The following is a 25,804-nucleotide window of genomic DNA, read 5'->3' on the forward strand; positions in this document are numbered from 1 at the left end:
ATTCCTTTTAAATGTAAATCTAGTAGCTTACAGTACTTCCTGGTTCAGGTAAATTGACCAAAGTCTATGTTTTATTGGCTTCTTAAACAACGATGAGCTGTGCAACCGTAGTTGCCCAGCTCATCATACTCATTTATATGTAAAAAGGATTTTATGGGAGGGGTCAAATGTGCCACCCCACTCTATATTTTGCTGTAAAACGTTTTTGGATTGAGAAATCTGATCTGGTTTCAACGCGTTGAACCAATGATTTAGGGTCAGATTAAATTTATAAGTAGCATCTCCATCTATATTATCAATATAAACCCCTGTGAATTTTGCCCTGGTTCCAGGATTTAATATCGTTTCGGATGGGGTAACTACTACCCCAGGCTTAAGCGTAGTATACAATGCATGTTTAAATCCCTGGGTATTTAAAATATCGTACCGTTTCCAGCGCCTTAGATCGCCAAAACGCATATTTTCAAAAGCAAATTCTATCTGGCGTTCGCTTATATAGGCATTTCGAATATCTGTAGTTGATGAAGCAGTGATCCCGTAATTGTTCACTCCTCCTATATCAATTCCTGCCCGTTTGCGAATATCCTTCAAGACCTGCAAAGCCTCAGATGTTTTGCCCGTTTCATTAGCACACTCACCATAATTCATCAATACTTCGGCATACCTGATAACAGGCCAATCTGTTTGTCCTTGTGGATATAAGGCCGCGACCAAGGTAGTATCCAAGCCCTTTCTATCCCAAAAACCAGTTTGACCACCACCTGACATACCAGGATGTATGACACTCATTGCACTCTTATAAACATTAGTTGCAGCATCATATTGCCAGACATCCCAAAAACTATTACCTTTCACATACACTGGCGGCACCTCATCGGGTGTAGGGTAAGGTGTACCACCAAAGAAGATTGTTGCATAAAATCTGGAATCCCTGTTGGTATAAAAATCTGTCATAAATTGTGTATTGTAGACAGGATCAGTTAACCTGTTTTTATCAAACTGCATCGGACTACCATCTTTTTTGGGAAAAGCTAACAACAGATTAAGAATTGGCTGGTTACTATTTGTGTTGTCTTTCGTTAATGGCACAGGCCTTATGGTGTTAAATGCTATACCTGCTCCCGGGTAGAAATGTTGGCGCACCATAATGACTTCCTGATTTCTTTTTGTATACCAGATATTCTTATAATCGGGGAACAAACCGCAACCTTGTGAAACAGCATAATCTACAGCCGCCTTATTTGCATCATAAGCTGTTTGCCATCTGGTCATATTGTTGCCTGGATTAAACAATGGGCTCGCATAAGTAAGTAATACTCTTCCTTTCATTGCCATCGCAGCAACTTTGGTAATACGTCCATAATCGACGTCATTACTGTATTTACCAGGTAAAACCGCAATAGCATCATCTAAATCTTTTATAATCTGAGCCACACACTCCGAGGTTTTGTTACGAGGTTTAAATAATCCAGGTAAATCATTCGCATTTTGAGTATGCAAGATTAAAGGCACTCCACCCACACTATTTACCATTCCCCAATAGGCCCAGGCCCGCCAGAACTTAGCTTCAGCAGCATATTGCGCTTTCACATCAGCAGATAGAACAGCAGCAGGAACAGCATCCAGTTGGTCAAGAAAAAAATTGGCCTTATCAATCCATGTATAATCCAGCTTAGTGTTTGTCTGATCAACAGCAATGATCCCCCGCTGAAAATCACCTAAAGTTTTAAGTCCATCATAACCTTCATCAGAACTGTTACCATCAAAAGCCCAGTCAGGTGTTAATCCACCATAAATATCTGTCAAAAATGCATTAATCATGGCTGGGTTGCTCCATACTTTATCGGGAGTGATACCATTATTATTCTGGAAATCTAATCCCTTTTTACAGGATGTCAGCAGCATGACTGCACACAGGAAGGAACAAAAAAAAACCTGCTGCTAATCTTTTATATATTTTCATAATTTTTAAAATTTAAATGAATTAGAGCGATATACTAACACCAAAGTTGAAGGTCTTCATGATAGGGTACCCGAATGGATCGCTAGTTTCCGGATCAAAATAATCCTTATTGAATTTGCTTAAAATAAAAAGGTTAGAGCCGCTGAAATACACTTTCATTCCGGCAACTCCTATTTTATTCATATACTTGGCAGGAATGTTATAGCCTACATTCAAAAGCTTCATGCGCAGAAAACTGGCGTCCTTTAACCAGAAAGTACTTGCAGAATTGGTAACAGTTGTAATCCCATCATCTGCCGAATAGCGTATAGGTAGCGTAGCATTTGGAGTAGCAGGTGTCCAGGCATCGGTTGCCCAGTTAGACCACATACGATTCCATTCTACATTGCCATCCACCAGATTGTTTACAAATCTCATCTGGTGCAGGTTTCCACTAAAGGTGGCGGCTATACTGAAGCCTTTCCATTCAAAACCGAAATTAAGTCCCAGTACAACAGGGTTATTGTTATTTTTAACCTGAGTCTGATCCCACGAATCTATGATTCCATCTGGTTTACCATTTGGCCCGCTAAGGTCTGCATAAGTCAACTGCCCCACTGCAGGAGCAATACCATTAAATTTATAGTTGGGGTGAGCTGCTGCAAAGGCATCCAAATCAGCTTGTGTGCGTATCATACCCGTAGCCTTGTAGGTAACTATACGACTAACAGATTGCCCTGTATTGGATTCCCATGGATAGGTTACATTCTGATCTTGTATAATATATCTGGCGGCGCCATAAGAAGCATTCACATTTGCATAGTAATTAACATTGCCTATGCTGCTTTTATAACCAATATTGATTTCAATACCTTGTGCATTAACCTGACCATAATTAGAACTGGGTAGTTTAACACTAAAAGTTGGTGGTACAGAGGCTAATCTGGGGCCCAGAATATCATAGGTTTTTGTGAAATAATACTCGGCACTGGCATTAAAATGTTGCAGAAAATTAACATCTACTCCGGCATTATAGCTTAATGTTTTTTCCCAGGTCAGATTAGGATTCGTCAAATCACCATAGGTTATACCCACGTTGGTTCCCTGATTGGTTCCGAAAAACGCGGACTTACCTGCCTGATACGATTGTTGCCACTGCCATCCCCCTACTGCATCATTACCGGTTAAACCAGCTGAAGCGCGAACTTTCAGCATATTTATACCTTTCAGATTTTCCATAAATTTTTCTTTGGAAATGATCCAGCCTACTGAACCAGAAGGAAATAAACCCCAACGCGCATTTGGTGCAAAGTTCATAGATCCATCGTACCTACTAGCAAAACTGGCCAGGTATTTACCATCATAATCATAAAAAAAATCTGGCCTATATAAGATTTACGTCCGGTACTGTACTCTGTATCTCCACTGTTATAGCCATTCGCTCTGTCTGCACTTGCGGCCCACCATTGGTCAGTAAGATAAACAGGAAAAGTTTCACGGCCAGCCTTTATGCCGCCGCCATTGGCTTGCGCTTTTTCATAGATTAACCAGCCTTTTATATTGTGCTTATTAAATGAATGCTCGTAGTTTAGCTGAAAATTCAACTGGTAATCGTTGCTCCAGCTATAATCTTCCTCAATAAAGGGTTTACTGACTTGTGATGATTGTTTCAACGCTACTACATCTGCATCATTCGTACTGATCTGCCGGGTACCCTTATTTTCATCACAGACATGGAGTATTGTTTTTCAAAATACTTGGTTCGGTTATTCGTATAGGATTTATTAAATTGAGCCGAAGCACTTAAGCCCTCTATTGTTGGAAATTTATAAGTCGCTTTTAAGTTCAGCACCGGTTTAATGTAATTGCTTTTAACATATCCTCCATCGCCACGTACTTCTGCACCAACGTTACCAATCCATCCGTAATCAATAGGATTACCGCCATCTGTCCATACAGGTAGTTCAGGTTGCAATAACAATTGCTTTCTATATAAACCTCGTATATCATCGCCGCTAATGGCTGTACCTATTGGGGGACTATACGAAAGATTATTGTTTACTGTAATCCCTGCAAACAAATTCAGGTCCTTGGTGATGTCGGCAGAAATGTTAGTACGGAGGTTATATTTACCATAAGTAGAGTTTTTCATAAATGTTCCCTGCTTGGTATAAGAGCCACCAATAAAATAAGTGATTTTATCGCTACCTCCTGAAGCACTCAAATTATGCGTAGTGATATAAGGGGTTTGATATACAGCCGCCAGTTGATCATAGCCCCAACCATTGTTAATGTTTTTAAAATAATCAAAATCTGATTGAGTCCAAATTGAGCTGGAACCTGGATTAATCCGGTTATAAATTTCACCAGTTTGAATAGCAGAAGTTAATGATGCATTTTTTCCACGTTTGTCGAAGCCAGTGTTGAATGAATAATTAATTTGCCCCTTCGTTTTTTTTTTCCCTGTGCGTGTGGTAACCACCACAACACCCCCGGCTGCACGGGAACCATAGACAGCAGCAGCAGCGGCATCCTTCAATACGCTAATATTATCAACATCATTAGGACTCAGATTATTGAAATCGTCTGCACCGCTGATTTTACCATCAATTACATATAATACATCTTGCGCATTGTATACTACATCACCATCGTCATTCTTTTTAAAAGAAGTCCCCACGCGGACATGAATACCAGGCGCGGTGCCTGGAACTCCATCTGGAGTACCCACATTTACACCAGCCATCTGACCAGCGAGCAAATTACCTAAAGAAGTAGTTGGGGAATTTCTGCGGGTATCATCCAGCTTTACTGTTACAACAGATCCGGTGACCAAATCTTTTTTCTGGGTACCATAACCCAGGATGACCACATCATTAAGGTCTACAGCAGTAGCTACAAGTTCAACCACCATTCCAGCACTGGCCTTTACATTCTGGCTCTGGTAGCCGATCATGGAAATCGTGAGTATACTACCATTGTTTACATAGCTCTCAAATTTACCCTCTGCATTGCTTAATGATTTTCTGCCGCCCTGAACGGCAATCGTTACCCCCGGTAATGGCTTCTTATCCTTGCCATCAATAATAGTTCCAGAGAGTTTTTCCTGTGCAAGGACATGAAATGGCTGTATGAGCAGCCAGATAACTCCGAGCACCCCCAGACTCTTTTTTAATTTACGATACATATTTTTAGTTGTTTATTTGGTTGATTAGGTTAAAGAGTAATCCGATGATTAAACTCTTATCCTATAAATCTCCAAAGAATTGACAGGGCCTGCCACCATTAATTTGACTGTTTACAATGTTTTTTTTGCATAAACAGTTGTTCTGAAATTGTTTAATTAAACCCTATGGAATGGCTGTTTTTTTTTGTAACTTTCAGCTGTGAATATTGAAATTTTTATCATCCGGGCTGAGTTAATCTAATATTCAGATTTAACAAGATGCAGTACATATACGAAAACTTTACTTTTCCTCCTGATCAGTCATTCACGGTCCGCTCAGAGATCCTGGAAATAAAAAAGTATGCCATACTAAAATCTCATGTCAATTTTGAAATTGCCTTGTTAGAAAATTGTTGTGGAAAGCGCTTTGTTGGAGATCATATCGAGGACTTTGAGGGAACGGAATTGGTTCTTCTAGGCAGTTATTTACCACATTGCTGGCAATACTATAATGCCATAGATAACAAAATTGTCCCTCAGGCCACAGTGGTTCATTTTTTTCCTGATTTTTTAGGCAAGGATCTCCTGCAAAAACCTGAAGCTATTCATTTGAACCAGCTCTTTACCAATGCCACAAAAGGTATATTATTTTCCGGGCCAACTGTACAAAGAGCTAAGGTTATACTAAACCTTATGCTGTTTGAAACCGGCCTTGTCCGGGCGGCATTAATGCTGCAGTTATTAGATGTGCTGGCACAATCGAGCTCTTACAGACTCTTATCGTCTCCATGTTTCAATATCATCGAAACTTCTGCTGAGGCAAATAAAATTAACCGGGTTTTTGATTATATATTTAAAAACTTCAAGGAAGACGTTTCACTGCAAGATGTTGCAGCTATTATCCCCATGTCTACAGCAGCTTTCTGCCGGTTCTTTAAATTAAAAACCAATAGAACGTTGGTAGACTTTATTAAAGAAATAAGGATTGGACATGCCGCAAAATTATTAATGGAGGGGAACTACAATATCACCGAAACATGTTATAAGAGCGGTATATAATAACATCTCCAACTTTAACAAGCATTTTAAAGAGGTAAAGGGACTTCCTCCCAGAGATTTCATTAAACAATATAAAACCTCTGCTTAATGCTGCTTCTGCTACTTACTAAATTTATAAAAAGGAATGGCTTCTGCCCATTTCTCTCCGGCTGAAGTACCCTTAACTCCTTTTTGATAATTGCCCATTAACTTATTCCATTCTGCACATCGGGGACTATAGGATTCTGCCACTCTTCCCATCTCCTTTAAATTGGCATCTTCAGGAACAGTTATGGCCATTACGATCAGATCGTTGAAGCGGTAAAGGGTAATATTTTTATACCCTGCTTTTTTAAAGCCGGCCTCTACTTCGGGCCATATTTGTTTATGACAGGCTAAATATTCATTCAATTTCTTATTGTTATCTACCGTATTTACAACAAATACCTTTTCTACAAACTTAGCTTCTTTACGCTCTGGATTTGCTGGACTGCACATCATGCAAGCTCCGGTAAGCGCGATCAATGTGAACTTTAAGAATATTTTTTTCATCAGGAGATCAATTAAAAAGTAAATAAATCAGGACCATGACCGAGGCCAGGCCTAACCACATGAGCCAAATCGTTCTTGAACCACCAGTTAGCTCCATTTTTGATTCAAGCAGTGAAGGGATTACCGGTTTTACCTTAGTTTTTGTCAAAAGTGTTGTGACAACGATTACAATACTTAAGGCCAGAAATATATAAAATGAGAGTAATAGAAAATGTGGCCAATAGCCTTTAAAGGGATAATCTAATACATGACAACCGCCAAGCAGCAAACAAACAAACCCGCCTCCATAAAGAACAATCTCTGCTGAGATACTGTTGACGCGCTTCCACATGATACCTGCTAAGAAAACAACAGATAATGGTGGGGCCAATATCGATACCAGGCCCTGGCTTAGTTCAAAAAAGTCCTTTCCTGAACAGGAGAAAAGCATGGCAATACCTACACCTAATATTGCTGCAATCGGTAATCCATCTTCCCATGGTTACCTGTTGCTTCTGATCAAGTACTCTGACCTGAGTAACCACATCTAAAGTAAATACGGTACAGAAGGCATTCAAGCTTGAAGATACCGTATCAATTAATGCGGCAATTAATGCAGCAATACTTAAGCCGAGCAAGCCATGGGGCATTAATCTTTTGATCATGGTAATGTAAGCATTGTCTGGCTGGGCTGTATCTTTAAATAGTATATAGCACATAATGCCTGGAAGAATGAATATTAAGGGCATAATGATTTTAAGAGCTGCAATAAATATGGTCCCATATTGCCCTTCCTTTAAATCCTTTGCTGCCAATACTTTTTGTACAATGGTCTGATCTGCACACCAATAATAAATAGCCACTACAGGATAGCCCACAACAATAGAGATCCAGCTGTATTCTGCATTTGATGCCGGAAGAAAAAGCTTCCAGTAAGAAGGTGGTGTTTTGCTAACCAATAAATCTATGCTGCTTTTTTTTTTGAAGGCCTAAAAAAAAGTAAGTACGATGGACGATATGATAATAATAACAGATTGAAAAACACCTGTACGAACGACAGCCTTTAAGCCCCCGATTGCCGTAAAGCTGGTTGCTATACAGGCAATAATAACTATGGCTGCAAATAATGAACAATCAAATATTCCGGAAATCAACAAGCCACCAGCATATAAGGCGCTCCCCAACCATACCACCAATATTGAAATCAGGCTGTAAATAATAAGGAAATTATAAGAGCGCCTGCCATAACGGATCAGCAAAAATTGCGGAATGGTGCTGATTTTTGCTTTTAAGTAGTAAGGCAAAAAAACCATAGAGAGCAACATCAAAAATATCCAGGCCAATAATTCAAAGTTGCTACCTACAATACCATGAGAAAATCCAATACCTGCAAAGCCGATCAGCATCATAGGACCTGCATTGGCACTAAACATAGAAAAACCAATTTGCCACCATTTTAATGTTCTTCCACCAAGAAAAATATCATCCTGTCCTTTTTCTTTCCTATTTAGGTAAAACCCGATAAAGAATAAGACAAGGATGTAGCATCCCAGTACTAAATAGTCAAGTTGATTAAAGCTTAAATTCACAGTGCGTTCGATTAATTACATGGATACTATCGGATTGTATTTCTGGACATTTTGTCTTTCCCATACTTTCTCCCATTTTATTTTCTTTTCTTTAAGGCAATAATCCCAATCAATCCTCACCGGAAATCCCGCTGTTTCCGGCAAAATAAACCGTCCCCTTTCCCATGTTGGATATATCAAAAAATACGCTTCAAGGCCGTGCATAATAGAATACAGGTATTCAATCATTCCAGTATCTTCAGCAGAAGTCATCAGAGCCGTTGAATATAGAGAATATCCGCCAGAAGAAAATTGTATTTTTCGGTTTTGGCAAAGATCCCTTACCTCCATCCACTCTCTGACCCCTCCTATCTGCGTTGGAACTGGTTGCAAATGACGTACGCCACAATTGACAAGGGTAGGGAAAATTTTTGAAGTACGTTCAGATTCACCATAGGCCACACTGATCGTTGTCTTTGTACAAAGTTTTTCTATCTGATCATAGGCAGCTGAATGCACTGGTTCTTCCAGCCAGCACAATTCATCTTCGCCAACAGCATTTATAAATTTTAAGGCATCATCACAAGACCAGATCTGATTGGCATCTACCGCTAGTTTCATTCTTTTACCAATTAACTGCTGTACAAATTTCACCCTGGCTATATCCTCCTCCATTTTTTTTCCAAAATCCTTCCCAACTTTCATCTTATAACACTCGGTTCCTGCGTCCATGAACAATTGTACTTCTTGTTCCAACTCTGCCAGGGTATAATTGGTTCCGCCACCACTTCCATACATTTTCACCTCGTTACGTTCGGCACCGATATAACGATAAAGCGGAATGTTTTTTCTCCTTGCAGCCAGATCATATAAGGCCATATCAATCTGGCCCAATAATGCAGAGGCGGCACCTTTAAAATCCTTCATTTCGAATAGACCAGTATAACCTTGGATAAAAGTCTTTATAAGGAACAGAATGACTATGAAATAAGATTGGAAACAAACAAGACTCTAAAATATTAAGATAGGTACTATAAACAGGTGCTTCTCCAATATTCCCATCCTCATCTTCAATCGTAATAATAGAGATTCCGAAATTGGGAAAGGGTCCCATAGTTGCATCTTGAAACGGGATTACCGACTGGACTTGTTCTAAAACTCTGATCCGAACTCTTTTTATATTAAAAATTTCGTCTTCTATCTGACCCATTTAATAAAGTTTAAGTGATTGAAAAATTTCTTGAAAAAAAAATGAACTCTGGCAGCTTTCCTAATCGCAGCGCCTCAAGTGTATCATTAAGTTCCTTTAGGTTTGCAGCTCCCATAACGATTTTAAACTCGCAAGGAATGTTTAACATAAACCGGTGAGCAAGCATTTGTAGTGACATATGATTTTTTTTAGCAATTAAACTGGCCTTTTGGCGTGCGCTATATTTTCTACATCGAGCCAGTCGGGAGGTGATTTTGTAAATTCAGAGAACCTCTTCCCCAGCAATCCCATATGGAGAGGGCTTGCTGCATAATATTCCTTCTTATTTTCCAGGCAAAAGGAGATACTGGTATCAAGAGCATCAATACAAGTGGCATTTAATCTGTTATACTCCATAAAAACGTCGAATACCCCCGATGTCAAATAAGGTTTAAACCATAATGGGGCATTTCCTCCAAGCCCAATTTTCCTGGCATATCCACATTGTTTAAAATATAGCATCTGCTTTAATATTTCTTCCACCCTATCTTGTGGAACTGCTGCCGGATCGTGTAGAAAAAGCACGTCAATCACAGAAATACCTAGCGTTTTTAAGCTATTTTCAACACTTTTTTTATTCATTCCATCAAGTGTATAATCATAATAGGCCTCGTCTGCCCGATAGCTTTTCAAACGCCCAACTTTAGTGCTTATCAGCGGTCGTTCTCCTGTCCAATGTGTGCAGTGCTTCTCCTAAAAAAAACTCTGCGTCACCATAGGCCGGAGCGGTATCAATAGCCAAAATACCCTGTTCAATGGCATGTACAATTGTCGATATAGATTCATAAGCATCGACCTTTCCCCAAACACCTCCTAAGCCAGCAGTACCCAGCACCAGGTTATCTGTTAATGAAAATCCATTATTCATTTTTTCTAGAACCACGTTTCAATTATTTAATTTTTACCGTTAATAACTATACAAAATAGTCTCTTTATTATTTAACCCACAATGTTTACGATCCGTCTCTTCTGGATACTGTTAACCATTCTGCAATCACTCGTTGTCCTTTAGCGACACCATTTTCCTTAAAGGAGTCTATTCTGAAAAATAAGGAACATGCTTATGAAGACTTGAAAAGATTTTTTTTCTTTTCATTTTACAGTGATTTTTCCGCTTTTATTAATGATTACCTGTACGGTTCCATGTGATCGTACCGCAATTTTTGGCCACTTAACTTAACATGAATGCAGTGTAAGACAGAGGCCGCATAGCCTCAAGACTGCTTTCTGCGAAAAAAGCTACACTAGCATCATATTCGGTTTTGTTCTTCACCAGCAATGTCGTCGTTTCCTTATCTTTTTTCAAAACTGATGCTTCTAAATGGTCAAAAACCAGGAGTTTCTTTTTATCTGTTTGAAAATAAATCCCGGGTAATTCAATAGCCATCAACATACCATTAGTTTCAGTCCAGGAATTTCGGGTATTAATAAAATTCCCTACACTTCCTTTACCCTCCGCATCACTAGGCTGAATGCGTTCCATACTTGATCCGATAAGGTTATTGGTGGTATAATGACCAGGCATATTTACGGCTTCAGCTTGTGCATGCTGGATATCATTGATTAAATCAGCATATAATTTATTACCGGTCGCTCTGTACAATTTAAATAGATAATCTCCTGAGGCCTCGCAGATACCTGGTGCTGAATGTTTGTTTTGAATGCTTGCCCATACAGCCCCTGCCATGCGGCATTGCAATTTTGCAATCTGACTGCCAGACGGGAAAACAGGGTCATAAGATAATGTCCAGGTTGAACAAAGGGCTGCCTGAACTTCAGCTTTCTGCAACCAGCTCTTTTCGCCGGTATAGTTGTATAATGCCATCAATGACTCCAAAAAACCAAAAGCTGATTCTGAATTCGCATCCATACTGATGTCGCCGCAGTCACCACCAGTAAGCCCCTGTTTGACCACATCACGTTCATAATAATAATTTGCCGCGTCTTTAGCTACACGGAGCCAATCAGGGTGATTAAAGTAATTTGCTGTTATGGCCAGGCCAGCAGGCGCTATGGCTCCCGCCGTAGAATTGAATACCGCGATCTGTCCCGTTTCCGGCACAATATACTGACCAAATTCTCCATATTTGTTCCAAACGTTGGTAAAAGCAGCAGCCAATTTTTGCGCTGCAGATTCCCATTCCGGCTTAATCATGTTTCCAAAGCCTTGTGCTTTGAACAAAGAAGATGCTTCATCAACCAAAGTAAAGCATCACTATTTTTACGAACCATGGCTTGACCACCTGAAAAATCAGGATGCATTTTATCAAAAATGAGTTCACCATTAGCTTTTATTCCTCCATAAAAAAAACCGCTTTTCCCCTGAAGTTTATTCACTACAAAATCAATTTCTTCAGCAACCCGATGACGTTCTCTTTCATTATTAAGTGCAAGCATGGGGTAGCTGTTTATCATACCACTTACCCATCCCAGTTGAAAATCGTTGTTATTTTCTGGTTTGTAATAACTACCAGCAGGGACCTGTATAAAATTGTTGCTACAAATGACAGTACCCACGGTTAATAATTTACTCATAGGCAACTGATTACGAGGATTACTGGTTCCTGTCAAATCTTTACGCACCCGCATAAATTTCTTGAGTAAATCAGGAATATTGTTGGCATCAAATACATATAACCTCATGTTGATGGCTATTCGATCCCCAGGATTCCAGTCACACGCTTTGTCGCCACTATCGTGAAAATCTCCAAAACCTGTTGCCAATTTCCGCACCGCAGGAGCAGAAATAGTAAACCTGCAGCTATCCTGTTTTGCATTTTCTGCAATTGTAAGCCCACTGTTGCCCAATTTTGTTTGCTGGGTGGTCATGAGAATAAAGCCCTTTTTTGTTTCGGGTGAAAAAAAGCACATCGCCGGCGTTGCCGCATTGCCGGTTTGTAACTCCACTAATGAAGCCGTATTCAATTCTATAGCCAGCCGGGGATTGTTGGAAATCGTCAGTGGTACTTTAGGGTTATAATACATCTCCTTACTGTATTGTGGGTTGTATTCATTACCTATAGCATGATACCTGTTCCCATTATACATACTGGCCGGCACCATAACATAGTTTTTCCGGCTCCAGCGGCCGAAATCAAAAGACACTGCCAGCGCAGTAGAAGAAGCATGCCCTTCCTTTAACACAATATCTGCGGTCACATCCATCATTTCGTGGCTTGCATCTTGTTTTGTTTTTGTATTTGTTTTGTATCTAATATAACCGACCATTGTGCGCTGTCGGTTCTCAAAGAATTTTGCTTAAATTGGTGTTCATTCAATTTTCTAGTACCATCATATTGAATAGCGCTTATATGCATAGTTCCATACAATGCTTTTAAGAAACCTGGAAGTATGGGCTTTTTAATTGCTTGTGCATTGGCAATACTCCCTAAAGATTTACAAATAATTAAGGCAACAAGGCAATTCTTTTTGTTAAGATTCATAAATAAAGGTTAATTATACACACCACTTTTTGTTACACAACTATTAATTAGAGTTTTACGCCTTTACCTATAGTATTTACAACTAGCTCAAGCTTTATCTTTTCATTACCTTCATGTAATGCGGCGACAGAAATTTCCGATTGACCTTCTGGTAGCATCAGATTACGCTCAGAAGATATTTCTTCCAGCTTTTCCCTAAACTTATCCCCTACATAAAGTGAATTGTTCTTATATATAATGAATTCACCATCAGAAAGCTTTCTGTTTATCAAAAACTGCTTTCCATTCTGTAGGGTAATTTTGATTCCGTTTGCCTGTTGATTCTTTTCTGCATATACACGCAGTGCAAATTCAAGTGGCTGACCCTCAAATTCATTTTTTAATTGGTATGATTTCCCTTCGGGTAAATAAGGCTGATTGCTGTAACGGTTTTCTCTCACAGGATACAATAGGAAAGATTTCTTTCCTGTCTGCTCCAGATGAAACTTGTAATTCAGATCCTTCAGCTTTTCTTTGAGCGCCTTTGAAAAGTTCATTTCGTTCCTCAGATTTTCCCAAGTGTGGTAAGCCTTAAATATGACATCCTTTTCACTACAATTCTCCACCCCTCTTTCACTCAAACCCAACATATAAGTGGCATCCCAGCCAATTGATTTGGCCTGAAGATTCTCTGCATCATACATCGTCCAGTCACTGCTAAGATCAATAATTCCAAATGTTGCCGGCAGGTAACTGCTCTGGAAAACATCCCGCATATCCTTTCCTTCTATTCCCCACTTATTGAGTACCGGACTAAACATATGATCTCCACCACCAACGTTACATACACTCATATAATGCCAGCTTCCTTCGTTAACAGCACTTCCCATTACGCGCAGATATTTACCGCCATTTTTCTTGTAACTTTCGAAAAGCTTGCCAAAGAAACGCTTAAAAGAATATTGACCCTGCCCTTGGTATATACAGCTTTCAAGTCCATCAAAATCAATGTAATCCATGCCTCCGTCTGTCAGCCATTTTCCGTAATAATCTGCATATACCTCTTGCAAATTCATATCGGGAGCAAAACCACGATAGCAATTAGGCTGCAGCTTCACAATGGTTGTCCCGGCAGCAAAAGATCCGCGGGTGGTACCATGAAATCCCCTTTTCACATGGAGGAAGGTATAGGGTTTGGTTTCTGTTATTCCATTATACTCAATAAGTTCCTTTCCAATTTTGAGTACATTGGTATGGTTTCCTTCCCCAGCCCCCGAATTCATTAAAATAAGCCCTGTCAGCAACGGTTATAATGGTATCGAGCGGAGACAATTGCCCTGTGAGAACTGTACGCTGCATAATGGCCAGACTATCGTTAGGCACGGGTGCCACATCGCTGTTCCCATCAGGCTGCAGGAATTCACAAAGCGTATGTAACCCCCAACGTATGCCATTCTTTTTCATTAATGCCCCATATTCTGGAATGGTCATTTCAGGAGCAGACTTAAATTTTATCTTATTTCCATTCCACCTGTTTGCACGATTAGGATAATATTCACCCCATCCTTCATCCTGAACAGATTTAAGCCCAAGACGCTGTGCATAATGTACAAGGCTGTCATGATCACCCCTCCATGCAATATCCGGACGATAAGCTTTTGGATCCTTGATCCAATTGCCTTCTACTTCGGGATGGGGTAACCCTTCGCTTAAAACTATTTTCTCTATCGTATTAAGCCCTATTGAGTCCGGGCAGGCATAAAAAGCCATAGCAGAACCAATAAACCCAGCATCAGTAGGTAATACAAGCTGATAACGAGCAGAGTTCGCCTTTCCGTCCAGATCGTCTGGCAATACAGGAAAACGTATCATTTGCTCCTTTCTTCTATCGCGCGAATGCATACAAATTGTAGATCCGTATGCTGGTTCAAGATAGGCGCCGTTACCATAATTCATTCTGTAGTATTCTTCCGGATGGGAATAGAATGCCACATCATTAACACCATCGCCACCAATTGTAAAAGTTTGCCCCTCTTTAAGGTGTGAAGGAAGCGGAAATTTTACTGGGTCCGGCGAATGAATGAAATAATACATGAATGACATATCACCTCCTGTTGGTAGTCCACTTGTAGTATTATCGTTTAGACCGAGCATACCTATTGCAAAATGATCATCCCTTACTACGCCGAGTACATCTCCAATAGTCTTTGATATATTGGTTTTATAAGGGCCCCATATAATATTATCAATTTGTTCCTTTCTGGTAAGAGAAACCAGCTGAAATCTGAAATACTCCTTTTTCTGCTCTGCTTTAATCGTTGCAACTGCGCCGTTCTTAAAGTTAAGCAGGATTTCACTGCGCTTCTGATTATAAGTGGCTTTTACAGGATAGATATAGCCTTTATGCCCCGAGAGGCTCATCAACGCCGAAGAAAGTCCTTTAGGATTGTATTCCTTATTGGTTTTAATATCTTTAATGGAGATAATAAAACCTTTACCATCTATACTGATAGCCGAATAACGGTTTTTTAAATTGATCGTCTGCGCTTGGGTTAGAATACTATAACAGAGCACCACTATTAAAACTATGGATACCCTGAACAGCTGAACTGGAGAATAATTCATCTTGTTTATGTTAAGGTCTTGTGCAAATTTCCCACACGATTTCATTTGTGTCAACAAAACTATAGGTTGGTTATTTCAAAAAAAGAGTGCACTTCAAACAACTGTTCCTATCAGTAAGTCAAAGCTAAAATTAGATAATACCATGCCTATTAATTGATCCTTTATTGCCCGATATCAATGTTTTTTTTGCATAACTCAAGAGAATTATCTCTCCATAATACTGTAATATTGAGCCTGGCTGATGCCTTTTAATGGCACACATAACAAGGGGTGTTAATTGATTAAAATTTATCTCTTTTTAAAACTATCGGATTCATTTTTACACTACTGATTTTCTGGTATAACTTCCAGGTATTGTTATCCACGGTTTCCAAAGTCCAGTCTTTCTTCGGATCTGCCAACAGTTTTTTTATCAAACGGGGAAATGCATTTGCCGCACGGGCATCTTCCCAAGTTCTGATTACTTTGAAAATTGCATCCTTCTGAGGGCAGCTTTCAACATCTTTCTGGTTTAGAGTCAAGCTGTATGTGGTTCCGACCCCTATTGAAATTGCTTGTATATGCTCATACTGCTCAACTGTTGAATTAGCTTTGATAGGAAAATTCCCACCCATACCCACTGGAAAATAGTTGGAGTAAGTTACATCGCGAAGATCCTTTCCCTGACTGGTATTACTCCCCCATTCTCTGGTGTCGACATCATATAAGTTCTTTCCTCCTCCAACATTCCAGATACTTTGATAATGCCATGAACCCTCTGAGAGAGTAGAGCCAGTGAAACGAATATCAGGAATACCGAGTTGTTCAGCCCTTTCAAACATTTTACGAAAAAAAAACGTTTTGCAGAATAGTAGCCATGTCCATTGTTGAACAAGAACTCCTGTCCATCGAAATCGTAATAGCCTAAGCTATTGATGTAACAAACATTGGCATAGTATTCGGCTATTTTATCTTGTAAATCTATATTTGGAATAAGTCCGTCATATCCATAGTTTATAGTTACCTGAAGTTTGTAAACCGTATCCTGTCCTTTATGACTTACTGGTGTGGTATTCCAGTACCCCCGTCTTACATTCAACAGTCTGTACGGTTTTTTATCAGAAATACCCAGATAATAGATAAGTTCCTTTCCTATTTTTATCATATTCAGATTTTTACTATGACCTTCCCAGCTCGCAATTTCCTCAAGATATGTTGGATCGTCCACAATAATAATGGTATCGGTTGGGGTGATGCTATTCGCTAACAAACGCTTTTCCTGATAACACAGACTGTCACTCGGGATTGGGCTGGCATCTTTGGTGCCAGGAGCTAAAGAATTAGAAATGGGGGTCCTTCCTATTGTAATTCCATATTTCGCTGCCATTTCAGCAAACTCTTTATGCGATTTATTGCCGGATGTTAATTTCAAAGGTTTTTTCTCAAAATTCTCTCCATCAATATAACCTTTATTGCCACGATCCGGTCTTAAAAATCCCTGGTCATATAAACTGATAGCCTTAAACCCTAATCTGGCTGTATAAGGTATTATGCTATCATACAACCCACCACTGGTGATTGCATCGGGTAGAAAAGCCGATGGGTCTTTCACCCATTTGCCTTTAATTGTTGGGTGCGGCAGCTTTTCTGATAAAACAATATTCTGGACAACATCCATCCATCAATGCTGTACTGTCCGGGCTTCCCCAAAGCGCTATGGAAGAACCAATAAAATCTACACCAGGCAACGGTTGTACTTCAATATGATTTGGCCTATTTACTGGCATATTCGGTATTAACGAATAATACACTACTCTTTTGAAAGACCTGTCTCTTGAATGATAATTAATTGATATCCTTCCTTTCTTGTCTACTACAGCTGAATTTCCATACAGTATTCGATAATATGGTTCTTTATGAGCATAAAAAGCAACATCACTAATTCCATCACCGCCAAGGGTAAAAACCTGCCCCTCCTGCAAATGACCTGGTAAAGGAAAACGTTTAGCATCAGGAGTATGGATGATATACTGAAAAGGAGCTGCATCGGCAATGGTTTCTGAAGTACCGCCAAGAGTATTCTCATTTAGGGCTAACATGCCAATAGCGTAATTACCAACGTCGCTGGTATCCCGGGCTACGCCAATGATTTCACCAAACAAATTGGTAATACTGGTATGAAAGGAACCCCATTGAATATCGTCAACCCCGTTGCGTGGACTAAGGGATAGTAAAGTAAGTTTAAAATACTTTCTTTGAGTTATCAATGAAATTCTGGCAATCGAACCATTGGGATAGTTTAATAGGAGAAATTTACCGCCCTTATCGTAAGATGCTGTATATGGTTCGTAATAAATCTTTTTTTTACTATCATAAAGACACATCAGTGGTGAAGGCTTGTCCATAGGGCTAAATTCCTTATTGGGTATAACTGTTGTATTTTTCATACTGGTAATAAATCCCTTATTACTGATGTGGATTTTAAAATACCTGGTACTAAAGTCCCACTGTGCTTGGGCACAGAAATTAGAGGCCGATAGTAATACGATTAGCACCATCTTAATATTCATCCATTTCTTTGAACCTATTAATTCCAATCTTTTCATATTCTTTTTATCATTACTTACGGTCATCTTTTATGAAATTCCAGCCTTTTCCTGGTTTTACTATTCTGCGGACTTAGCATATAAGTGTTTCCAGCCTTTGTCGCAAAAGTATATTTTTCTCCAATCCTGCTAACTGTAATTGGCAAACCATCCTCAATAACCCGAATGGTTCTTCCTTTCCAGGGATTGTTCAGGTAGCATCTGGTGCCCTTCTCGCTATATATTTTTAGGTTCGAAACTGTTGTTCCATCGTAATCTGCTGAAACCAGAAAGGCCCCCTTGGTTCTCAGCCGTGTAAAGCTGGCTGCCGATTTGAGCCAATCGGGAAACAAATATAAAGTGCTGTCCAGCGTTTGCAGCATCATAGAATTGACGGTCTCGATGACTGCGGTTTTCTCCGTGCAGTGATGCCCGTCGATAATCAGGAAGTTTGGTTTGGCACCAGCAATGAGTGTTTTCATCTTATGAACAATTGTATCTGGATTAAAGCCTACCCTGGCAGCCATTACAAAGGCACTTAATCCTAATTCATTCATCGTGCCGGTAAAACCATTTTGTGAAACTGGTAGTATTCCACCGTATTTCTGGCAATCTGTAACGTGTCAGGATTTGAGAGTAAAGTCAGCAATTCACACGGATACACCGGATGCATTTGTATCATATGATTCGGGTGATCCCAGCCAGCTTCATTCTTTGCGAAAACCGGCAATCCCTTGTTCGGCATCTTGGTGGGTTGTATTACTTTATATTTAGACAGATGCGAAAGAATATCTCGCCACAAAGGCCGGCGGCTGGCATCTACATTTAATAACACACTGTACTTCAATAATAATCGAAAAGTTTGCTCTACAAATCCCAGGTCGGAAGAGGGATTTAAATCCCAGGAGTCTTCGTGCGCACCGGTGGTTATCGTATAACGGTAGGAATTGCCATAAGGTTCTTTTTTCAGATAGTCTTCATAGAAATCGCCGCATTCAAGGATAAAAGGATAGGCCCTGTCCTTTAAGAAAACCCGATCGCCAGTATATTCGTAGTACCAGCTAAAAAGAGGAACATTGAAAGAGCGAGCGTTCACAGTTTGTTGCCAGTAGTAGTTATAAGGAACACCTATACCCAAACCACCAACCAGGAAGAGCACTCCCCTGTACGATTTTCCCGCCAGTGACGGATGCAATTTGCCCAGTTCCGTTTGTGCTCTTCTTTTACCATCAGGTACAATGGATTCAATGAAATTGAAGAATGGTTTGGCAATTTCAGGCCTGTTGGCCGAGAAAACACTGTAAAACCCTGCCTGGCTGTTATAATTTAGGTGAATATCTCCATGATACATCATGGCATCATCCATATTCCAAACGCCATACATCCCCCCACAGGCTGGCGAGTGCTCATTATAGGCAGATGCTAGCAAATAGATAGACGACAAATAATGACGGTTGAGCAGTTCATCGTTGGTTTCTACATAAGACCGGCTCCACATATCCTTCCACCAGGCTGTTTTGATATCTTTCAACCGGGTAATAACAGTATTGTTCATGGATTTCAACTGTATGCAGGCAGAGGGTAATTTTTGCATCATTGGTTTTTCCACCACCAGAAATATAAGTTAACACAAATACTGGTTTAGTACTTGTAATCACAAATGAAGAATTAATCTGCGATTTTGAAACCAAATTCAAAGTTGACGCTGCACCTATGATCCTGGTCGAGATCCCGGCTTTGGAGATCCATCTTACACCTGTAGTTTTGGTTTGACGTGTAACCTGGGCCACCATATCACTAATCTCAGATCCCGTTCCATATGAAACTCCAGCACTGTCCGCAAATGTTTCCACCGATATGTTTATCGGAGTTCTCGAATTGGTCGTTAGTTCCGTAACCATCACATTATCATTCACCGAAATCCAGCTTTTCATATTCACTGGTTGAGAAGTAGCCGTAGTCATCCGAAGTTCATTCCCAAGCTGATCCATCTGATAATTAAACCCTTTCGTAATGGGAGAGTTTACAATGATTTGAACACCACCAACTGGCAATGCAGCAGGTCCGGTACCTGCCCAGTCGCTCCAACCATCAGTTACAAAGTCCACTTTCGATAGGTGAAAAGTCTGACTATTACCAGATGTGTGGCAGACCACTCCTACATCTCCGTTCCCCATATATGGCCCTATTGGAGCATTATTTGTTTTGATGCTACTGTAACTAAATGGTGTATTCCAGGTAGCTGTAAGCAGGCCCTTTTTCTTTAGAAAGAACAACGAATCTGTTTTTGCCTGATTGGCTGCCATGATCTTTTTGGTTACCAGAACAGACACTTTACCAGTCGTTCTGGTAAATTTCTGCGAATGGGCCAAAAAGCTCCAAAAGAGAAAACAGAAAATAAAACTTTTCTTCATACAAAATATACTTTTTTATCCCCCGAGAGTTGCACTGAAATATTCTATGCTGACTACACAAGGTCACCATCTATTGCTGTTCGAATTCTACAACCGGAGCCGTGTCTTCTCTTTCCTCGCAATATGTTAGTTTGAAGGAATGTGTGTGTGCGTTATCCTCAGATTCAAATCTATCGATTTCCTCTTCTCTATATTGATGCTAATTTGACCATTATCTGCGTTTTTTTTTTGCTCAGTACCCCTCAATAAATGCAACTTATTAAAGAAAATATTTACAGAAGGTGTTTATATTTCCTATATTAAAAATTACATCAGATTATAAACCAATTAAACCTACAAATAATTGACTAAAAAGAAAATATAGCCTCAGACCTATAACAATTTAAAATGTCACATTAAACAAACCTATTTAATGTGACATTTTTTATAAATTTAATTGCCACCAGATTAACACACACAACAGAAACACCAAACAATTACGTCCTTTACTTTAAACTATCCGTTTGTGAACGCCGGTTTAAATCCTTATTTGCTTGAACAGAAACGAAGAGGGGCATCGTCCTCAAGTCAGTTATTCCGATGTGAACGGTTCGCATAAGCTCCTCTGTGACATCGTGGGGTGTGACGGTAGTCGCAGCATCATTCGGCCAGGAGTTCGGCTTTGGGATGAGATAAGGGCACGCCTCTGTGATGAGACGATCAAAAATGCCACAGTTCATAACAAATTCTTCGTTCCACTACGTTCAGTCGTATACTCACCAGTGCAATACCGCAACCTTTTTCTTGCTGGCAATGCTGTCCACCCTGCATGTGGTAAGAGGATGAATCTTGCGGTCTACGACGTGGACATTCTAGCTCAGGCACTGCTAAGTGCAGTGCACGACCGAGATACAACTGGGTTGGAAAACTATTCCAACACCTGCCTGCCCTATATATGGAACTACCAGGACTTTGCTGTTTGGATGACTGATATGATGCACGATGCTGGCGACTCCACACTCCGGTGTACGTTTCGTCAAATGACTGCACGTGCTCGTCTTGATAATCTATTCAAATCCCCGACAGCTGGACGCTTGCATAGCGAATACCAGCGTGGTATGAATTGCCCCTTGGATCAGGTTAGTCATTGATCAAGTGTTTCAAACGGTCGTGTTCTAAGCTTACCCCCTATGAAAAATTAATGGAAATATGTGTGTAATTTCAGTCTGCAACATAGGGTTAGATTGCATCGACCTGAGTCCTCCTGATCTGTAGTTGCGATATAAGCATTAGAAATACTTGTTTTAACAGCGACGAGGACAATCTCTTTCTTTTTGGGAACTATTTTCTGACATCAGCAAGTTAACCTCAAAAGACTTATTGAAGTCCAGCATTACCTGTATAATGTATCACAAAGACAAGTGAATATACCAAAGATTGGATATATTCACTTGTCTAGCGACCTAAACTGGTAGGTTTGTTCGAGACTCTATTTTTACATTAATTTGTTAGTTTGGCAATCCGTTATTAGGATTAACAAGGTAGAAATAATCACTTTCATAACGGGTAACTACGGATATTTTCTGAAGCTCTGACTTGATATCATTAATTCCTTTTTCCAGTGATTCCATAGTTGAGACAGAGTTCCCTTGTAGTAAATCTATCCTTTTATTAAGTGACTCAAAATTGTCATCTACTTTTTGGGTTAGAAGTTGCATATTCTGGGTTAATCCTTGCACATCCCGGGTCAACCCTTGTACATCTTGTCCCATCAGTTCTACTTTTCGGCTTAGCAGCTGGAAATTATCATCACTTTTTTTAAAACCAATCATCATGGTCTCAGATAATAATGCAACCGATTCTTGAAGTTTGTTAATTGCTTGTTCCATATTTAATCCAAATTTTGGTACATACAAAAGTAATCATAATCCATAAATATCTTGTAGTGATAATATTTAATTTAATAATCAATATATATTTCACAATTACAAAATATTGTGTTATTTAATCAATCCTCTACAAACCAATGCCAATCAAAACTACCATCCCAATTACCCATATCCTTTTCCTGAGACTGAATTGTATTTGCATTCTTTAATAGATTACAACTGCACAAGAATCCTATTAAAATGAAAAACACAAAAACTTTCATGGTATCCTCCTTCCATTTTTAACCCAATCAGCCATCTGGTAAATAGTCTTCACATGTCTGCGTTTGCAATATACCCCATCCCCATTATTACTTCCCCGAATGTTCGTGTTCGCCTCAATGGAAATACACCAATCTCCATCCAGCTTTTCAATCATACCAACATGAGCAATCCGTTTCAGTTCAGGAAAATATACAGCAATCAAATTTCCAGGCAGGGCCGATTTTGTTAGTCTGGATATAGGAAAAAGACTTGGAGACCATCCTGATCCTGGTTCAGCAAAACCAGCTTCACGGTAAACCCAACTGACAAACGCACTACAATAAGGCTGTCCTTTTTTCAAGCCTGTAACTGCAAGATATTCCTCTACCCTTTCTCCATCATTGTTCCCTGTTTTCTCCCTAACTCCTATTTCTTTTGCAGCTATCCTGACCAATTGCAACCGATACCTCAAATCCAGAATTGCTCCATAATGTTGTTTACTTTTTAACAGATTGCGGTTAAGCATACTGATGCAGCTAGTAACAGCGACACAAAAGATGCCCAATAAAAGCTTAATTGTTGCCATGATGTTAAAGTTTTGAACTGTGAAACCATATCTGAAAGTAAAGGCAATCCAATGATTTGCCAGACTCGCTGTAATAACCACCAGCATAAACCAGCAACCAATAAGAAACTAATCAGGCTTAATAAAACCAATAGCCAGATACTTTGATCTATATTTCCGGCAGTTTCATCAAAAATCCTTAACCATGGAGGAGCAAGACACCACATAAATATTAAAAACAGAAAAAGCAGGTGAGGCTTTAAGCCTTTAAATATCAAGCCTGCATAAACTGGTATTGCTGGTAACTTTATAATTTGAATATTCATAATCTTCAGAATTTGTATACGTGAATAATTGAATTGTTAAAAAGATCCCCCGAAGGATCTCATAACTCATTTGGGGGATCTTTAAGCTTAGGCAGTTATGGTCAGTTTCCCCAGGTATTGAGTATCTGACACTAATTTCCGATCTTCAGACAAGAAGAACACCCACCCATGCAGCTCGCCAACAAATATGGATGGCAAACTAATATCAAGAGTCAACTTACTCCTTTCCGGACGTATCGGATTAAAAAACATCTGCTTCCCGGGATGATAGAAATAAACATAAGCCTTATCGGTAGGTTTTGTTCCCGGATTATTTATCAGTTCATCCGGTTTCCAGGTCAGCTTGATTTTCCTCCCTGGTAAAGCTGTGGCTAAAATATCCAGGCCATTGTCAATCTGGGTATCACGCTCATAAGGTTCACTTAATTTTATATTTGCGTAATCAAGCACATAGTTTGGATAAACACCGGTAATTGCGTTGCTTAAATTATACTGCATGGCCAGGTTCATGGCAGTCGTATTTTTTGGTGTCCTCTGGTAACTGAAAGGTAATTCAGGCTTAAAAGAACGCATAAATTTAATCATCATTTTAAACCTGATTTGCTGATCAAGCTGTGGAACTGAAGCTTTCTTAGAAGATGGTTTCGGCAAACTTTTGCCTACATACATATCTTTCATTTGGAGATTACTAAAGCACCGATTTTTCCATTGAAGACCCCTAATTGGCCTTGTCTTAAAGTTGCCATAATTTTAATTTTTAAAATGTGAATTGATTTGTTAACTCAAGTCGTTGCATGCCGGCAGCTTTCTGGACTCGTTGAACGAATATAAGTCACAGAATAACAACAAACTAACTTCCGGACATCGATGTCCGCTATTGTCCGCCTATGTCCGCTATTGTCCGGTGACCTGCAAAAAACCATGTAATATCATACGATCAGTAGTTCTTAATGCCTAATAAAAATGACCAGGACATAGAAATCCTCAGGTAGTATTCGAAGTACTATCTAAGGATTGATTTCAGGAAATAATCTGATTGGAAAAACAAGTTGTCCGGGTGAGCAGGACAAGCTATTTTTTATTTAGCTTATTTGCGATGGTAGATTCTCTGAGCTCTTTCTTTGAATAATGAACTGTTCTGCCAATTAATATTGGCTTAATAAAACCTAATACTTCCATCGTCGTAAGGTACGATCTGTTACTTTACAATGAGCAGCAGCTTCATTAATCGTCAAAAATTCATCTTGCTGACAAGGGCTATGATTTTCTAACCGATTAAGAACCCGGCTAAATTGATTAAGAGCATCAACAATCTTTTTGGATATGCTCCGCTTAGATAAGAACTGATACATTGGCCCGGTCTATTTACCAAATAATCTGACCTGTGTAGATGCTATCTGAAATAATCTTTCGATTTTGGGATATGAATGAAATATAAGTTTCTAATACTAAAGGATCTTTTCTTTTTCGAATGGTCAAACTTGCCTCGCCTTCAGATCTTTTACCAGCATAAAGTAAAAATGTCGCATCTTTTTTTTCCGGCTCATAGGCCAATAGCATGACCTCATCATTTGCCTTTATTCCGCTGGCGGCAAAACTTGAATCCCAATTAAAAGTTAAACCCTTTTTTATAGCCTTCACACTAACACCTGGTGTAGCTGGCATTTTACCCTACTAAATAAAACTTTTGTAAAATCAATTTGCTGATCAGGATACTCGCCGGTGATTGCGTTTGGTCGGTTACACGCTGTGGCAGCATTATGGTAATTTAGAAATGTTCCCTTTGTTTCCAGTTCAAACCCAGTCATTATAAAATCCTTGACGGGTTTAAGAAAGTCAGTACATAACTTTGTAACCTGCCAGATTGCTAAAACAGGCTTTGTGGGCTTGTCTGTACGTAATCCTATTATTCTGCTTACCCATTGTCCGTTCAACATATAGGTAATAACATTGCCGTTTCTTCCGGAAAAACTGCCATTCGAACCATTTCTAAATACTGCCATAATTATATTTTTTACATAAACAACCTAAAATTTCTATTCAAGATACGTAATTAATATTAATATACCACTTATATTATCTTTTGGATCTGGTGCAGTACTGCAGGGGTTGTGGTATGGTTTGAAGTGGGGTTGAACTAGCCTTGAACTAGCTTTGAAGTAGCCCAGGGTAGTTCAAGGCTAGTTCAACCCCACTTCAATACCAGTTCAATATATACCACAACCCCTGCAGTACTACACCAGAACCAGCTTACAATACATGTATTTCCTCTTCCTTCGTCAT

29 protein-coding genes and 1 pseudogene are annotated in these 25,804 nt (G+C 39.5%); 2 read left to right on the forward strand and 28 right to left on the reverse strand.

Annotated features, from left to right (window positions below; all coding sequences use genetic code 11):
• Window positions 1-129: 129 nt before the first annotated feature.
• From ACWYN3_RS11075 to ACWYN3_RS11090, 4 genes are all read right to left on the reverse strand, one after another.
• Entirely contained in the window at window positions 130-1,905 is a 1,776-nt protein-coding gene (locus ACWYN3_RS11075) for a RagB/SusD family nutrient uptake outer membrane protein (protein WP_456221193.1), read from the reverse strand.
• A gap of 79 nt (window positions 1,906-1,984) precedes the next feature.
• Window positions 1,985-3,259 carry a hypothetical protein gene (locus ACWYN3_RS11080; RefSeq protein WP_456221194.1) on the reverse strand — a complete coding sequence of 425 codons (1,275 nt, stop codon included), beginning with the start codon at window positions 3,257-3,259 and terminating at the stop codon, window positions 1,985-1,987.
• Entirely contained in the window at window positions 3,256-3,615 is a 360-nt protein-coding gene (locus tag ACWYN3_RS11085) for a hypothetical protein (RefSeq protein WP_456221195.1), read from the reverse strand. The genes ACWYN3_RS11080 and ACWYN3_RS11085 overlap by 4 nt, the downstream gene beginning before the upstream one ends.
• Window positions 3,616-3,620: 5 nt before the next feature.
• Window positions 3,621-5,129: a TonB-dependent receptor plug domain-containing protein gene (locus ACWYN3_RS11090; protein ID WP_456221196.1), complete on the reverse strand. Its 1,509-nt coding sequence runs from the start codon at window positions 5,127-5,129 to the stop codon at window positions 3,621-3,623.
• 258 nt (window positions 5,130-5,387) lie between these two features.
• On the opposite strand from ACWYN3_RS11090, the gene ACWYN3_RS11095 reads away from it, so the two are divergent.
• Window positions 5,388-6,167 (forward strand): AraC family transcriptional regulator, encoded by a 780-nt coding sequence (locus tag ACWYN3_RS11095; RefSeq protein ID WP_456221197.1) that lies wholly within the window; start codon window positions 5,388-5,390, stop codon window positions 6,165-6,167.
• A gap of 99 nt (window positions 6,168-6,266) precedes the next feature.
• Here the strand turns inward: ACWYN3_RS11095 and ACWYN3_RS11100 are convergent, their stop codons facing one another.
• The 18 genes and pseudogenes from ACWYN3_RS11100 to ACWYN3_RS11185 form a co-directional block, all read right to left on the reverse strand.
• Window positions 6,267-6,698 (reverse strand): L-rhamnose mutarotase, encoded by a 432-nt coding sequence (locus ACWYN3_RS11100; protein ID WP_456221198.1) that lies wholly within the window; start codon window positions 6,696-6,698, stop codon window positions 6,267-6,269.
• A gap of 7 nt (window positions 6,699-6,705) precedes the next feature.
• Window positions 6,706-7,128, reverse strand: coding sequence for a hypothetical protein (locus tag ACWYN3_RS11105; protein ID WP_456223357.1), 423 nt, complete (start codon window positions 7,126-7,128; stop codon window positions 6,706-6,708).
• Window positions 7,094-8,266, reverse strand: a pseudogene (locus tag ACWYN3_RS11110) (sodium:solute symporter family transporter). Before ACWYN3_RS11110 ends, ACWYN3_RS11105 begins: the two are co-directional and overlap by 35 nt.
• A gap of 15 nt (window positions 8,267-8,281) precedes the next feature.
• Window positions 8,282-9,172 (reverse strand): enolase C-terminal domain-like protein, encoded by an 891-nt coding sequence (locus ACWYN3_RS11115; protein ID WP_456221199.1) that lies wholly within the window; start codon window positions 9,170-9,172, stop codon window positions 8,282-8,284.
• Window positions 9,159-9,455, reverse strand: a complete 297-nt coding sequence (locus tag ACWYN3_RS11120; protein WP_456221200.1) for a hypothetical protein — start codon at window positions 9,453-9,455, stop codon at window positions 9,159-9,161. The genes ACWYN3_RS11115 and ACWYN3_RS11120 overlap by 14 nt, the downstream gene beginning before the upstream one ends.
• A 195-nt stretch (window positions 9,456-9,650) precedes the next feature.
• The gene (locus tag ACWYN3_RS11125) at window positions 9,651-10,127 is read right to left on the reverse strand and encodes an aldo/keto reductase (RefSeq protein WP_456221201.1); all 477 of its coding nucleotides are present in this window, start codon (window positions 10,125-10,127) and stop codon (window positions 9,651-9,653) included.
• 10 nt (window positions 10,128-10,137) lie between these two features.
• On the reverse strand, window positions 10,138-10,377 hold the full coding sequence (locus ACWYN3_RS11130; protein WP_456221202.1) for an aldo/keto reductase: 240 nt from the start codon (window positions 10,375-10,377) through the stop codon (window positions 10,138-10,140).
• Window positions 10,378-10,665: 288 nt separating this feature from the next.
• On the reverse strand, window positions 10,666-11,649 hold the full coding sequence (locus ACWYN3_RS11135; RefSeq protein ID WP_456221203.1) for a hypothetical protein: 984 nt from the start codon (window positions 11,647-11,649) through the stop codon (window positions 10,666-10,668).
• Window positions 11,646-12,722 carry a hypothetical protein gene (locus tag ACWYN3_RS11140; RefSeq protein ID WP_456221204.1) on the reverse strand — a complete coding sequence of 359 codons (1,077 nt, stop codon included), beginning with the start codon at window positions 12,720-12,722 and terminating at the stop codon, window positions 11,646-11,648. The genes ACWYN3_RS11135 and ACWYN3_RS11140 overlap by 4 nt, the downstream gene beginning before the upstream one ends.
• Window positions 12,659-12,937, reverse strand: a complete 279-nt coding sequence (locus ACWYN3_RS11145; protein WP_456221205.1) for a hypothetical protein — start codon at window positions 12,935-12,937, stop codon at window positions 12,659-12,661. The genes ACWYN3_RS11140 and ACWYN3_RS11145 overlap by 64 nt, the downstream gene beginning before the upstream one ends.
• A gap of 47 nt (window positions 12,938-12,984) precedes the next feature.
• A complete protein-coding gene (locus ACWYN3_RS11150) occupies window positions 12,985-14,199 on the reverse strand; it encodes a hypothetical protein (protein ID WP_456221206.1) in 1,215 nt (404 codons plus the stop codon).
• Entirely contained in the window at window positions 14,135-15,541 is a 1,407-nt protein-coding gene (locus ACWYN3_RS11155) for a hypothetical protein (protein WP_456221207.1), read from the reverse strand. The genes ACWYN3_RS11150 and ACWYN3_RS11155 overlap by 65 nt, the downstream gene beginning before the upstream one ends.
• A gap of 281 nt (window positions 15,542-15,822) precedes the next feature.
• On the reverse strand, window positions 15,823-16,155 hold the full coding sequence (locus tag ACWYN3_RS11160; protein ID WP_456221208.1) for a hypothetical protein: 333 nt from the start codon (window positions 16,153-16,155) through the stop codon (window positions 15,823-15,825).
• A 26-nt stretch (window positions 16,156-16,181) separates the two neighbouring features.
• On the reverse strand, window positions 16,182-17,132 hold the full coding sequence (locus ACWYN3_RS11165; RefSeq protein ID WP_456221209.1) for a hypothetical protein: 951 nt from the start codon (window positions 17,130-17,132) through the stop codon (window positions 16,182-16,184).
• A gap of 10 nt (window positions 17,133-17,142) precedes the next feature.
• Complete coding sequence (locus tag ACWYN3_RS11170; protein WP_456221210.1) at window positions 17,143-18,126, reverse strand: hypothetical protein; 984 nt, start codon at window positions 18,124-18,126, stop codon at window positions 17,143-17,145.
• Window positions 18,127-18,149: 23 nt separating this feature from the next.
• Complete coding sequence (locus tag ACWYN3_RS11175; RefSeq protein WP_456221211.1) at window positions 18,150-18,662, reverse strand: glycoside hydrolase family 95-like protein; 513 nt, start codon at window positions 18,660-18,662, stop codon at window positions 18,150-18,152.
• Window positions 18,659-19,660 (reverse strand): glycosyl hydrolase family 95 catalytic domain-containing protein, encoded by a 1,002-nt coding sequence (locus ACWYN3_RS11180; RefSeq protein ID WP_456221212.1) that lies wholly within the window; start codon window positions 19,658-19,660, stop codon window positions 18,659-18,661. Before ACWYN3_RS11180 ends, ACWYN3_RS11175 begins: the two co-directional genes overlap by 4 nt.
• Entirely contained in the window at window positions 19,569-20,438 is an 870-nt protein-coding gene (locus tag ACWYN3_RS11185; protein ID WP_456221213.1) for a hypothetical protein, read from the reverse strand. Before ACWYN3_RS11185 ends, ACWYN3_RS11180 begins: the two co-directional genes overlap by 92 nt.
• Window positions 20,439-21,133: 695 nt before the next feature.
• On the opposite strand from ACWYN3_RS11185, the gene ACWYN3_RS11190 reads away from it, so the two are divergent.
• On the forward strand, window positions 21,134-21,649 hold the full coding sequence (locus tag ACWYN3_RS11190) for an FAD-dependent monooxygenase (RefSeq protein ID WP_456222962.1): 516 nt from the start codon (window positions 21,134-21,136) through the stop codon (window positions 21,647-21,649).
• Between the two features lie 357 nt (window positions 21,650-22,006).
• Here the strand turns inward: ACWYN3_RS11190 and ACWYN3_RS11195 are convergent, their stop codons facing one another.
• From ACWYN3_RS11195 to ACWYN3_RS11220, 6 genes are all read right to left on the reverse strand, one after another.
• A complete protein-coding gene (locus ACWYN3_RS11195; RefSeq protein WP_456221214.1) occupies window positions 22,007-22,387 on the reverse strand; it encodes a hypothetical protein in 381 nt (126 codons plus the stop codon).
• 259 nt (window positions 22,388-22,646) lie between these two features.
• On the reverse strand, window positions 22,647-23,156 hold the full coding sequence (locus ACWYN3_RS11200) for a peptidoglycan-binding protein (protein WP_456221215.1): 510 nt from the start codon (window positions 23,154-23,156) through the stop codon (window positions 22,647-22,649).
• Window positions 23,135-23,521 carry a hypothetical protein gene (locus ACWYN3_RS11205; protein WP_456221216.1) on the reverse strand — a complete coding sequence of 129 codons (387 nt, stop codon included), beginning with the start codon at window positions 23,519-23,521 and terminating at the stop codon, window positions 23,135-23,137. The genes ACWYN3_RS11200 and ACWYN3_RS11205 overlap by 22 nt, the downstream gene beginning before the upstream one ends.
• Window positions 23,522-23,608: 87 nt before the next feature.
• Window positions 23,609-24,199 carry a DUF6266 family protein gene (locus ACWYN3_RS11210; protein WP_456221217.1) on the reverse strand — a complete coding sequence of 197 codons (591 nt, stop codon included), beginning with the start codon at window positions 24,197-24,199 and terminating at the stop codon, window positions 23,609-23,611.
• Window positions 24,200-24,886: 687 nt separating this feature from the next.
• On the reverse strand, window positions 24,887-25,162 hold the full coding sequence (locus tag ACWYN3_RS11215) for a DUF6266 family protein (protein WP_456221218.1): 276 nt from the start codon (window positions 25,160-25,162) through the stop codon (window positions 24,887-24,889).
• Entirely contained in the window at window positions 25,159-25,524 is a 366-nt protein-coding gene (locus ACWYN3_RS11220) for a DUF6266 family protein (protein ID WP_456221219.1), read from the reverse strand. Before ACWYN3_RS11220 ends, ACWYN3_RS11215 begins: the two co-directional genes overlap by 4 nt.
• Window positions 25,525-25,804: the final 280 nt, after the last annotated feature.

The organism is Pedobacter sp. NJ-S-72 (genome assembly GCF_053890575.1).

Bases quoted from the DNA above. Each gene is read 5' to 3' on its own strand.
- ACWYN3_RS11075 (WP_456221193.1), bottom strand. From the start codon at position 1,905: ATGCTGCTGACATCCTGTAAAAAGGGATTAGATTTCCAGAATAATAAT.
- ACWYN3_RS11080 (WP_456221194.1), bottom strand. From the start codon at position 3,259: ATGAACTTTGCACCAAATGCGCGTTGGGGTTTATTTCCTTCTGGTTCA.
- ACWYN3_RS11090 (WP_456221196.1), bottom strand. From the start codon at position 5,129: ATGTATCGTAAATTAAAAAAGAGTCTGGGGGTGCTCGGAGTTATCTGG.
- ACWYN3_RS11095 (WP_456221197.1), top strand. From the start codon at position 5,388: ATGCAGTACATATACGAAAACTTTACTTTTCCTCCTGATCAGTCATTC.
- ACWYN3_RS11100 (WP_456221198.1), bottom strand. From the start codon at position 6,698: ATGAAAAAAATATTCTTAAAGTTCACATTGATCGCGCTTACCGGAGCT.
- ACWYN3_RS11105 (WP_456223357.1), bottom strand. From the start codon at position 7,128: ATGCTTTTCTCCTGTTCAGGAAAGGACTTTTTTGAACTAAGCCAGGGC.
- ACWYN3_RS11115 (WP_456221199.1), bottom strand. From the start codon at position 9,172: ATGAAGGATTTTAAAGGTGCCGCCTCTGCATTATTGGGCCAGATTGAT.
- ACWYN3_RS11120 (WP_456221200.1), bottom strand. From the start codon at position 9,455: ATGGGTCAGATAGAAGACGAAATTTTTAATATAAAAAGAGTTCGGATC.
- ACWYN3_RS11135 (WP_456221203.1), bottom strand. From the start codon at position 11,649: ATGATTAAGCCGGAATGGGAATCTGCAGCGCAAAAATTGGCTGCTGCT.
- ACWYN3_RS11140 (WP_456221204.1), bottom strand. From the start codon at position 12,722: ATGGTCGGTTATATTAGATACAAAACAAATACAAAAACAAAACAAGAT.
- ACWYN3_RS11145 (WP_456221205.1), bottom strand. From the start codon at position 12,937: ATGAATCTTAACAAAAAGAATTGCCTTGTTGCCTTAATTATTTGTAAA.
- ACWYN3_RS11150 (WP_456221206.1), bottom strand. From the start codon at position 14,199: ATGAATTCGGGGGCTGGGGAAGGAAACCATACCAATGTACTCAAAATT.
- ACWYN3_RS11155 (WP_456221207.1), bottom strand. From the start codon at position 15,541: ATGAATTATTCTCCAGTTCAGCTGTTCAGGGTATCCATAGTTTTAATA.
- ACWYN3_RS11160 (WP_456221208.1), bottom strand. From the start codon at position 16,155: ATGGGTGGGAATTTTCCTATCAAAGCTAATTCAACAGTTGAGCAGTAT.
- ACWYN3_RS11170 (WP_456221210.1), bottom strand. From the start codon at position 18,126: ATGAAAAGATTGGAATTAATAGGTTCAAAGAAATGGATGAATATTAAG.
- ACWYN3_RS11175 (WP_456221211.1), bottom strand. From the start codon at position 18,662: ATGAATGAATTAGGATTAAGTGCCTTTGTAATGGCTGCCAGGGTAGGC.
- ACWYN3_RS11180 (WP_456221212.1), bottom strand. From the start codon at position 19,660: ATGAACAATACTGTTATTACCCGGTTGAAAGATATCAAAACAGCCTGG.
- ACWYN3_RS11195 (WP_456221214.1), bottom strand. From the start codon at position 22,387: ATGGAACAAGCAATTAACAAACTTCAAGAATCGGTTGCATTATTATCT.
- ACWYN3_RS11200 (WP_456221215.1), bottom strand. From the start codon at position 23,156: ATGCTTAACCGCAATCTGTTAAAAAGTAAACAACATTATGGAGCAATT.
- ACWYN3_RS11205 (WP_456221216.1), bottom strand. From the start codon at position 23,521: ATGAATATTCAAATTATAAAGTTACCAGCAATACCAGTTTATGCAGGC.
- ACWYN3_RS11210 (WP_456221217.1), bottom strand. From the start codon at position 24,199: ATGAAAGATATGTATGTAGGCAAAAGTTTGCCGAAACCATCTTCTAAG.
- ACWYN3_RS11220 (WP_456221219.1), bottom strand. From the start codon at position 25,524: ATGGCAGTATTTAGAAATGGTTCGAATGGCAGTTTTTCCGGAAGAAAC.